Genomic DNA, 6,239 nt, shown 5'->3' on the forward strand with positions numbered 1-6,239 from the left:
TGCACTGACGACGGCGAGGCGTCTCCGACGGTCGGCGGTCTGCGTCAGTCGATCGCAATCGCGAGTGGCACGCCGACGACATGGCCAAGCGCAACTGCGTCGACCATTCCGCGCCCGCGCCGGCTCCGCACGGCGTTCAGCCGTGGGACCGTACGAGCGCGGCCGGCTTCACCGTGAACTCTCCCATCGCCGAAGGCATATCAGCCGGATCGCCGACGGTGTTCGCGGCCGTCTCCGGGCAGCTGAAGTCCTCGGGCCGCTGCATCGCGCCGTTGACCGCGGTCAACTCGTACTTCGGCTTCGGAATGGTCGACAACAGATACGTCTTCGTCTACTCCTCGCCGAGGTGGGAGGGGACCAAGGAGCCGGCCGCCCTGACGCGCTGCGGTGAGGTGAACCAGGCCGGGATCGGGCGCGAATCCGGCGCAGGCGCTCCGACGACCGCGCCCCCGACGACCGACACCGGCGAGACTGCGGGCGACGGCACGATGGCGACGCCGCAGAGCCAGTGTGTCTCCAACCTCTTCATCCGCGACGGCAGGGCTCTGCGCACCACCCGCCGGGCGGGTCGCGGCATCTCCTTCCGCATCACCTGCGACAACACCTGCAGGGGCACCTTCGTGATCGCCCGCTCCAACGGCGCGGTCGTGCAGAAGCGTTCGTTCCCGGCCGACAGCAAGGGACGCAGCTTCACGGTCCGTCTGCCCGCCCGCGTCGACCGTGCGATGGCGCGCAAGCGCGACAACGCACTCAACATCTCGGTCACGGCCGGCACCGGCCGGGCCAGCGGCAAGATCTACTTCCCCTGATCGCTGCCGGAGACGGCGATGCCGCCCTCGGCAGCCAGCTGTCGTGCGACTCGCGCAACCCCGCGCAAGCCACGCAGCGTCAGCAGATGACCTGAGAGCATCTGCGGCCAAGAGGCCGGAGCCAGTCCTGTCGCGCTCGTACGCGCTGCCGCAACGTCACGCCGGCAGCGCGCCTCAGCGTCGCCGAATGCCAGCGAGCGCGGCGACCTGATGCTCGCGCCGCTCGAGCATTGAGGGGCGGAACTTGGCTGCGGACACCGCACCGTCAAGAACGAACGCTGACGCGCCTAAAGACTGCCCGCGACCGGCCGAACATCTCGCGTGGATCGTCGTCCCACACGAGGAAGTCCTGAGCATGCGCCTGCCCATCCTCCCACTCGCCTTCGCGTCGGCGACTCTTGCGGTTCTCGCCGCCGCCGGCATCGACGCCGCCGCCACGCAGACGGCACACGCGGCGAGCGGCCCGTCGTCGGTCAGACAGGCGCCCCATCCGGGCTGGCGCGGCCCGGGATACGGATACGACGTCGCCAACAGCGCGTACTTCCACGGGGGCGGCATCAAGACCACCCCGATCCTCGACATCGACAAGCTGGAGGACCGAGGGCTGCTGCGGACGCAGCCGTCGTCGGATTTCGACCAGAGCATCACGGTCGGCTCCAACCTGTCGGAGTATTCCCGGTCGTTGACGACCAGCGTCGGCGTCTCGGGCGGAATCGGCGCGTTCAGGGCGTCGGTGCGGACCAGCTTCGGCAGCTTCTCGTCGGTCTCGACCGAAACCGCCTTCATCACCAACAACGCCGTGGCGCGCAAGCGCCAGTACTGGATTGAGGGCGGCTCCCGCATCCGCAACCTGACGCCCTATCTGATGCCCGAGTTCAAAGAGGACGTCAACGACCCGAAGGTCGAGCCTGAGGAGCTGTTCCGCACCTATGGGACGCACCTCCTCCACAATGTCGGATTCGGCGGCGTGCTCAGCATGAACTACCGCCACAACAACATCTCCAACGCCTCGACCCGATCGCTGTCGATCGAGGCACAGGCGGCGTACGGAGCGATCAGCGGCTCGACGAGCACCTCCGACGAGAGAAGATCGAGAAACCTGGTCTCCAACAGCGAGATCAGCATCAGGTCCTCCGGCGGAACCAACAGCATCGACGTGACCTCGATCGATGCTGCCAAGGCGTCGTTCACGACCTGGCAGGGCTCGATCGACCCGGACAACTCGAAGTCGCTGGCGTTCGTCGGCGGACCGGCCGCGAACGCCGCTCTGGACACCTGGGCGTGGCCGATCTGGGACTTCGCCGACAGCAGAGCCCGCAGACGGGAGATCGAAGACCGGTTCGACGCCGCCCTGCGCGCCAACGCCTCCTACTTCAAGACGCTGCAGGAGCCGCCCACCTACGTCCAGGAGATCCACGTCGCAGCCGCCAAGTCCGCGACGGCCGCCGAGGCGCAACTGCGCCAGCGGCTCGGCAGCGGCGACTTCGTCATGTATCCCGCGCCTTGGGATCTCAACCGCCGCGCAGGCGGCAGCTTCATCTATCTCGGCTACACGACCACGACCGATCCCTCAGAGGCCGTCACCGACGTGGTCATCACGAGCGGCAAGAACGGCAACCACTACGCCAGGGCCGGCGTGAGATACCGGCCGACCAACGTCGATCTGAACCAGGGCGCGGGCGGCGCGTATCTCTGGCTTCTCTCCACCCGCAATCCTGCTGCCGCAGCCCAGCGCGGCAAGGTCGTCCGATCCCTCGGCGTCCAGATCAACAACGACAAGACCGCGAACATCGGAGTCGGGCCCGGGTGGACGATCGAGGCCACCGATCTCAACCGCGGGGCCGGCGGCGCCCACATCTACCTCTGGAGCCAGCTGCAGGCCCCCAACCCGCTCGCCGAGGCACAGAACCGCAACATCCGCCGACGGCCGTGAGCCAGTAGGACTGCCGCCGCGGCCGTCGCTCAACCAGCGCGACGACACCCCGGCGGCGGTCGCGTCGGGTCTAATGGTCAGGGACGTTGGCGGTGGTGACGACGGACTCACACGCGCGAACTGGACCGGGCGGTTGTCCATTCCGCTTTGGACGACCTCGCCGGTCTGATTGTCGGTCACGACGAATGGGCGGCGTCCGCCTAGCCGCCGCTGCGCCCGGCGTTAACGATCGTCTGCTCGCCGCCCTCGGCCGTCGACGGCGAGCAGGATCGAGCTGCGAAGAGTGCGGCTGCGCGAGCGGGACCAGTTCGCGGGAGATCCGCCGTCTGCCCCGCCGAGCGCCTCCAGCGGCGCGTTGGGCGCAAACGCTCCTGCGCGGGGCGTCTACGCAGATCGTCTCGGCGGCAGCGATAGGACCAGAGCACCTGCCAGGTGAGGTCGCTTGATCGGCCGATCTGGGGCCGTTCCCGGTGTCGAGCGTGCCTTGTCGCTGGGGTGTCGGAACGTCGGTCGCGGCCCCGACCTGCGCAGCGGAGCGCGCTCGGCCCGATAGGTCTACGTGCCACAGCAAAGGAGAACGACCGATGACGAATCCGTTGACAGGACTGCTCGCTCTCGCATGACTGGTGTCTTTATCGTGCTGGCCATCGCGCTCGCTGCGCTGCTCGTCGATCGTCGCGGTCGATCGACCCATCCGAAGCGCGCAACGCGGCATGGGTTCCTGACTCTGCCGTCAGTTGCGTTACGGCTGCGGTGATCGTGTCGCCTGCCGTGCCCGCGCTTTGGAGAGATCGTCGGCTACGGATTGGAGGTGACGCTCCATCGCGTTGGCAGCACGATCGGTATCCCCGGCGACAACTGCTGTCAGGATCGCTCCGTGCTCGACCATCGCCCGAGAAAACCGCTCCTGAATGGTGAGCGGGCTGAGCTGGGCGGCGAACAGCGCCGAGTGAATTCGCTCGATCAGCCGCGCGAGTGCCGGGTTGCCGGTAGAGCGTACAAGCGTCTGATGGAACTGCTGGTCGGCTTGGTGAAAGAGCTCATCCGGCCGGGGGGACCGTCGGCTCGCGTACTCCGCCATCATCTCGTGCGCCTCTGCCAGCGCCTTCCTGTCGCGCTGCGCCGCGCGCCCGGCTGCGAGCCGGGCGGCCGGCACCTCAAGCAGTCTCCGACTCTCAAGGTAGGACACTACGAGGTCCAACCCGCGCTCCGATCGCAACGCCGCCGCGAGCACATCGGGGTTGAATACGTCCCAGCGATCCTCAGCGAGGACGATCGCGCCTCTGCCGTGTTTGACGTCGACCAAGCCGCGTTCCTGCAATGCGCGAATCGCTTCCCGCACCGTCCCGCGGCTGACGTCGAATCGCGCGGCGAGATCGATCTCCTTGGGCAGCATCTCGCCGGCCTGCCGATCGCCAGCAACGATCTCCGCGGCGATCGTCTCAAACAGCTCTCGATGCAGGCGCGCCATGTTCAGATGATCAAACCACAACCGTGTTGCGTCACGGGCGCGAGCCCGCACGCGTCTCCCAGCGATACCGGTTGCCGACGAGCGCGAGGCCAGTCGCGGCCACGTGCTGTCGCGGCCTACGTGAGCGCTTCGTACGGCGCGGGGCAAGCAGGAGACGGCGCGCGAGGAGGTCGATCGCGAGGTCAGACCGGGCGCGTGCGATCTGCTGCGCGAGCGGTTCGATGGGCTGGTCACGGCTTGCGCGAACCTCGTGCGTGTACCAGCGCAGCAGAATCCGTGGTGAGTTGCCCAAGTCAGCGGCGACCTCGGCGACCGGCTCGCCAGCGCGCAACCGCGTACTGGCGCAGGTGTGACGCAACGTCTTCGGCGTCACGACATCGAACTCGGTCCGCCACTCTGGCCTGCCGGCCGCAGCGGACTCGCGGGAGCGACGGATCTCGTTGACCCAATTGGGATAGGTGCGCGGAGTGACGTTGCCGTCGCGGTTGGGAAAGAGCCATCCGGCAGGGTCGTGAAGGCGCGCGAACTCGATCCAAAGGTCCAGATCGGCGATCACCGCGTTCACCAGCCGCACGAACCGATGGTCGCCAGTCTTGGTCTGGTCGACGCGATGCTCGGCCGACATCACGTCGCTGACCCAGATGCCTCCCGCCGCCGGGTCCAGATGGCCCACCTTGGCGCCCATCGCCTCACTCGGACGGAGTCCTCCGTAGGCCAGCAACGAGACGAGCGTGGCGGAGCGGAGCGCCCGTCGCGCATGACCGCGTCGTCCGTCGTCGGTCATCAGCACGAGCCGCAAATACTCGGTCTGCGACGGCGACAACGGGCGAGGACGTCGCCGCCTCGTGCGCACCCGCGTCCCCAACCGTGGCATAGGATCGCCCGCCGGCAGCAGACCTCGTCGCGCAGCATGACGAAGACATCCCGACAGCACAGTCTGCGCCCGAGCGACCTGCTGCGCGGGATGACCGTCGGCCCGCAGGCGATCCAACCACACCGACAACTCAGCGACATCGACGTCCGCGAGCAGCACATCCCCGAGATACGGCTCGATCCGAATACGCACCTGGCGGGCGTACTGCGCTCGCGTCGAGGGTGCCAGTCGCTGGCTCTCCATCGCCCACCACACGGCCAGCCACCAGCGCACCGTGACCTCTCGCCCCAACGCGCGACGCGACGACGCGTCGCCAAGGTCCCCGACGCGCTCTACGAACGCGCGCACTGGCGCGGGGTCCAGCAGGCAACCAGGACCCCCCCGGTCCGTCGCTGTCCCGGTTGGCGTCACTGCAGGTGCCAGCGGCCGTTGCGGTCCTACTTGGAGCACGAGTACCCGTAGCGGCGGTAGTCGCGCTCGTAGCGGTGGGCGCAGAACTGGCCGCGAGCGATGCATCTCGGCTGCCCGCCGATCGTCGCCTTCTTGCAGGGGATCTGCGCAACCGGGCCGTGCTCGCCGGCGGCGAGCACGGGGCTGGCGGCGGGCGCCGCAGCGAAAAGGCCGGCGGCTGCGAGCAAGCCGGCGAAGGTGCGCTTCGTGGTGCTGGTCCTCATGATCCCCTGAGCGCCTTCCGTGGCGGCGCTCCCCTGGTCGAGCGGACTCTAGAGCCGGCCGCGATGCCGGCGCGCCGGTCGGAGTCTTCCAGTGTGGCGACATGGCAGCCGCCCAGCCAGCAGCAGCGCACGCCGGCCCCCCCGAGCGTGTCGGTCGGCGGCGTCAGCTACGCAGATGAGGTCAACCGAGCCGGAGGTCGGCTCGCCCGCCTGCGCCGTGATCACGCTCGCGGAGGATCGAGATGACGTTGATGCCCTCGTCGGTGGCCGAGCTGCTGCATCGCCGGCCGGCCCTCCCCCTGGGCTTCAGCCTCGTGAACGCGATCGTGTCCGTGTCTCGCCGCCGGGCAGCAGCAGCGCCGGCAGGAACGCGATCGCGGAAAGGCCAAGCACCCACGCGAACGTCGTGCTGAACGCGTCGGCGACCCCCTCCGGCCCGGATGCGCCCTTCAGCGCGTGCTGGAGGATCACGGCGAGG

The 6,239-nt window shown here is 68.4% G+C and carries 5 protein-coding genes; 2 read left to right on the forward strand and 3 right to left on the reverse strand.

All coding sequences use genetic code 11. The features are described 5' to 3' along the window. Positions 1–218: 218 nt before the first annotated feature. Together Q7L73_RS28360 and Q7L73_RS28365 are read left to right on the forward strand one after the other, a co-directional pair. Positions 219–809, forward strand: a complete 591-nt coding sequence (locus Q7L73_RS28360) for a hypothetical protein (protein WP_304696250.1) — start codon at positions 219–221, stop codon at positions 807–809. A 244-nt stretch (positions 810–1,053) separates the two neighbouring features. Then, entirely contained in the window at positions 1,054–2,742 is a 1,689-nt protein-coding gene (locus Q7L73_RS28365) for an MAC/perforin domain-containing protein (protein ID WP_304696252.1), read from the forward strand. Positions 2,743–3,484: 742 nt separating this feature from the next. On the opposite strand, the gene Q7L73_RS28370 is transcribed toward Q7L73_RS28365, so the two are convergent. The 3 genes from Q7L73_RS28370 to Q7L73_RS28380 form a co-directional block, all read right to left on the reverse strand. Continuing rightward, a complete protein-coding gene (locus tag Q7L73_RS28370; protein WP_304696254.1) occupies positions 3,485–4,213 on the reverse strand; it encodes a FadR/GntR family transcriptional regulator in 729 nt (242 codons plus the stop codon). Positions 4,214–4,244: 31 nt separating this feature from the next. Beyond that, positions 4,245–5,360, reverse strand: a complete 1,116-nt coding sequence (locus Q7L73_RS28375; protein ID WP_304696256.1) for a site-specific integrase — start codon at positions 5,358–5,360, stop codon at positions 4,245–4,247. 164 nt (positions 5,361–5,524) lie between these two features. Continuing rightward, positions 5,525–5,761: a hypothetical protein gene (locus tag Q7L73_RS28380; RefSeq protein WP_304696257.1), complete on the reverse strand. Its 237-nt coding sequence runs from the start codon at positions 5,759–5,761 to the stop codon at positions 5,525–5,527. Positions 5,762–6,239: the final 478 nt, after the last annotated feature.

The organism is Conexibacter sp. CPCC 205762 (assembly GCF_030646155.1).
Classification (GTDB): domain Bacteria; phylum Actinomycetota; class Thermoleophilia; order Solirubrobacterales; family Solirubrobacteraceae; genus Conexibacter.